The 4,001-nt window shown below is 69.8% G+C and carries 5 protein-coding genes; 3 read left to right on the top strand and 2 right to left on the bottom strand.

Annotated elements, in window-relative coordinates:
• Positions 1-1,157: FAD-dependent monooxygenase (locus tag ETD96_RS42125; protein WP_138642072.1), on the bottom strand; the 1,157-nt coding region annotated here is incomplete at its 3' end.
• Positions 1,158-1,244: 87 nt separating this feature from the next.
• On the opposite strand from ETD96_RS42125, the gene ETD96_RS42120 reads away from it, so the two are divergent.
• Positions 1,245-1,838, top strand: coding sequence for a TetR/AcrR family transcriptional regulator C-terminal domain-containing protein (locus ETD96_RS42120; protein WP_240808614.1), 594 nt, complete (start codon positions 1,245-1,247; stop codon positions 1,836-1,838).
• A 26-nt stretch (positions 1,839-1,864) separates the two neighbouring features.
• Here the strand turns inward: ETD96_RS42120 and ETD96_RS42115 are convergent, their stop codons facing one another.
• The gene (locus tag ETD96_RS42115; protein WP_138642071.1) at positions 1,865-2,482 is read right to left on the bottom strand and encodes a helix-turn-helix domain-containing protein; all 618 of its coding nucleotides are present in this window, start codon (positions 2,480-2,482) and stop codon (positions 1,865-1,867) included.
• A 110-nt stretch (positions 2,483-2,592) separates the two neighbouring features.
• Here ETD96_RS42115 and ETD96_RS42110 point away from each other — a divergent pair, with 110 nt between their 5' ends.
• Both ETD96_RS42110 and ETD96_RS42105 read left to right on the top strand, forming a co-directional pair.
• Complete coding sequence (locus ETD96_RS42110; protein WP_138642070.1) at positions 2,593-3,384, top strand: class II aldolase/adducin family protein; 792 nt, start codon at positions 2,593-2,595, stop codon at positions 3,382-3,384.
• On the top strand, positions 3,371-4,001 hold a 631-nt coding region (locus ETD96_RS42105; protein ID WP_138642069.1), incomplete at its 3' end, for an alpha/beta fold hydrolase. The genes ETD96_RS42110 and ETD96_RS42105, both read left to right, overlap by 14 nt.

Raw genomic sequence — 4,001 nt, 5'->3', positions numbered from 1 at the left:
GCGTCGGGGTCGGTCGGGGGGTAGGCGACGTTCAGTGCGGCCAGGCGGGATGCAAGGTCCAGTGAGACGTCGGGATGTGCCGTGATGAGTTCGCCGAGTACGGCCCGCAGCGCTCGCCCTTCGGGTGTGAAGGCCGTGACCAGCGCGGTTTGGGCCTTGCTCTTCTCCAGCAGGTCCGCGCCCACCGGGTGACGCTCGGTTTGGTATTCGTCGAGCAGGCTGTCGGGGGCGCGGCCCCGGGCCACTGCGGCGAGCCGCCAGCCGAGGTTCATCGCGTCCTGGACGCCCACGTTGAGCCCCACGCCGCCGGTGGGGAAATGCATGTGCGCGGCGTCGCCGGCGACCATGATCCGGCCCTTCCGGTACTCGGCGGCCTGCCGGGAGGCGTTGCCAAACGTGGAAAGCCAGATCGGATCGCGCATACCGAGGTCGTGGCCGAGAATCCGTGCCACGTTGCCGCGCAGTTCGTCGAGGGTGAGCTCGTCGCCGGAACCTCCGGGCATGACACCGACGATGCGGTGGAGGCCGCCCGCCATGGGGACGACCATCAAAGCACCGTCGGGCGTGTGGGCCGATATCGCGGGGCTTTGCGGCGGGTCGTCCAGGCGGACGTCACCGAGGAAGCCGTACACCGTGGCATCGGTGCCGGGGAAGGCGATGCCTGCGGCCCGCCGTACCGTGCTGCCGGGCCCGTCGCACCCGACGACGTAGCGTGCGCCGATCGCGTACTGCCGCCCGTCCGGGCCTTCGACGTCGAGTTCGACGCTCTCGTCGCGATGTGCCAGTCCGGTGACGGTGTGTCCCCGCAGGAGGCGGGCGCCGAGTTCGGACGCGTGCTTCTCCAGCAGTTCTTCGGTGCGCGCCTGCGGAAGGAACAGCGTGTACGGATGGCGCGTCGGCAGCGGCCGGAAGTCGAGCCGGTCCTCCAGCATTCCGAAGTGCCCGTCCGGCAACGTCACGCCTTCGTCCAGGAACTCCTTCTCCACCCCGCGCATGGCCAGCACCTCGATCGTCCGCGGGTGCATGGTCAGCGCTTTGGAATGCGGGCTCCGCTGTTCGGCCTGTTCGAGGATGAGAACGGGCACGCCCCCACGGCGCAGTTCGGCCGCCAGCCACAGCCCCACCGGTCCCGCCCCGACGATGACCACATCTTCCACTTCGAGCCCCCTTCATCTCTTGGTCGGTGACCAAGAGGATGTCCCAGATATTCTTGGTCGTCAACCAAGAGGCGGGAGAAGGCTTCGGTGGCGAACACCAGACGGCAACACGAGATCGTGGCCGTGGCGCTCGAACTACTCGACGAGGGGGGTGCGGACGTCGTCAGCCTACGCGCGGTGGCCGAACGGATGGGCGTCCGAATGAATACCGTCTCGTGGCACGTCAAGACCAAGGCGCGGCTGCTGGAGTTGATGGCGGAAGCGATCGTCGCGCGTGTGTCGGCAGAGGAGCTGCCGACCGGACCGGCCGACCGATTCCGCGAGCTGATGCGCCGCTACCGGCGGGCGCTGCTGTACGTTCGCGACGGAGCGAGGGTGGTGGCCGGGACGTACGCCGCCGAGGAGCACACGCTGCGCATCGCGGAGGCCCTGGTGAGTGCGCTGCTGGACTCTGGAGCGGGCGAGCGGGAAGCGGCCTGGACGGCGTGGACGGCGGTGTACTTCGCGCTCGGCCTCACCCAGGAGGAGCAGGCCGCGCCGGCGTCCGTCGGTGAGACCCTGCGCACGGCGGTGGTACAGGACGCGCATCCCGCGCTGACCCGGGTAATCGGCCATCTGGCGGAGGGTGCGTTCGAGGACCGCTTCGACTTCGGACTCGACCTGCTCACTCACGGGCTGTGAGAACGGCTGCCGTGGCCGTCGGCCGCCTACACGGGCCCCGGTCCCGAACTGTGCGGAGCGCGCACGGCCTTGGGGGGCACGGAGACGATGATGACGGTGGCGGGGCCGTCGATCGACCAAAGTGAGTGGCGGGCGGCCGCGTCGAAGTGCAGAGCGTCCCCGGTCGCCAGCGTGACGTCTTCCCCGCCGACCCGCGCCACGACCTGGCCGCGCACCACGTACACCCATTCCTCGCCCGCATGGGTGACGGTGCGTTGCGGGCGATCACCCGCCAGCTCCAGCCGGACGGCCTCCAGAACGGAGCGGGGGCCGAGGCCGGTCATCGTCGCGAAGGGCCCATCGGGGCCCTGATGCACGGGTGCGGTGTCGCCCCGCACGACATGGTGCTCTTGCGGTCGCTCGTCACCGACCAGTTCCCCCAGCGATACGCCGTATGCCCGGGCGAGCTGGATCAGCGACCCGATGGACGGCTGGCGCCCGCCCTTCTCCATCCGGGAGAGATGTGCCGCGGAGATCCCGGTCCACTCGGCGAGCGTGGTGAGGGTCAGCCCGCGCTCGCGCCGCAACTCTCGGAGCCTGGCCGAGACCCGCTTCTCCGGATCGTCATGGTCGTTTCCGGGGCCGCCGTCCACGTGAGAGGTCACGGTCGAGAGCTTATCCTGCTTGTCTAGGAGGCAAATAATTGTGCCTCTGAGGTTGACATGCCATGGCGTGGGTCACATCCTGAGCGGACGACGAAGGGAGTGGCGACACGATGACGACCCACGCACCAGACCCGGCACCCGAACTCGATCTCGATGAGGCCCCCACGTTCACATCGGCCTCCGTCGAAGAGCAGCGGCTGCACCGCAAGCGCCAGCTCGCCGCAGCGTTCCGGATCTTCGCCCGATACGGGTACGACGAGGGGGTCGCCGGGCACCTCACGGCCCGCGACCCGGAACTGGCCGACCACTTCTGGGTGAACCCCTACTCGGTGCACTTCTCCAAGATCAAGGTGAGCGATCTGCTGCTCGTCGACGCCGAGGGCCGGATCGTCCACGGCGCGAGGCGCACGAACAAGGCCGCGTTCTGGATCCACTCGTCCATTCACGACGCACGTCCCGACGTCGTGGCCGTCGCCCATGCGCACACCCTCCACGGCCGCGCCTGGGCGGCCCTGGACCGCCCGCTCGACCCGATCGTCCAGGAGTCATGCGCGTTCTGGGGCGACCACGTGCTGTTCGACGAGTACCGGGGGCTGGTCCTGGAGCAGGACGAAGGCCAGCGGATCGCCGCCCGGCTCGCGGACAAGCGTGCCGCGATCCTGCGGCATCACGGCCTGCTGACAGTCGGCCGCACCGTGGAGGAGGCCGCCTGGTGGTTCATCACCATGAACCGCGCCTGCGAAATGCAACTTCTGGCCGAGGCGGCCGGCGCACCGCGGATCATGACGGACGAGGAGGCCGCGGTGGCGCACCGCCAGTTCGGCAGCGCGAACATGGCCCGCAACAACTTCCGGCTCCTGTCATCTCTGGTCTTCGAGGAGGAGCCCGATGTCCTCGGCTGATCTGGACCGGACGTACGTCCTGGTGCACGGCTCGTGGGCCGGCGGTTGGGTCTGGTCCCGGCTGACCCCCCTGCTGGAAGCGGCCGGCGACCGCGTGCACGCGCCCACCTTGCCCGGCCTTGCCGAGCGCGGCGACGACCCGCGCGGTGCCGGGATCGGCCTTCGCGCGCACATCGACGACCTGCTCGGCTACCTGGAACGTGAGGACTTGGAACGCGTGACACTGGTCGGCCACAGTTACGGCGGCATGGTGATCACCGGGGTCGCCGGACGCGCTCCGCACCGGGTGTCCGCGCTCGTCTACGTCGACGCCTTCGTGCCCGAGCCCGGGCAGTCCTGCTTCGACATTCTGCCGTGGCTGGCCGACGTGTTCACCGATCTGGCCGCCGGCGGGGACAGTGCCCGGCCGCTGGATCCGGCCGCCATCGGCGTGGACGATCCCCACGACGCCGAGTGGCTGCGCGCCGGCTCCACTCCGATGCCGGTGCGAACGCACCGGGAGCCACTACCCGGCCCGCCGCCCGACGCGGACCTGCCCCGCATGTTCGTCCGCTGCCTGCGCTTCGACGCCTTCGCCGAGACCGCCGCCGGTTTCCAAGCCCGCGGCCTCCCGACCG

The organism is Actinomadura geliboluensis (assembly GCF_005889745.1).
GTDB lineage: Bacteria > Actinomycetota > Actinomycetes > Streptosporangiales > Streptosporangiaceae > Spirillospora > Spirillospora geliboluensis.
The sequence above is the reverse complement of the archived record's forward strand: the minus strand, read 5'-3'. Positions and strand labels throughout refer to the sequence as shown.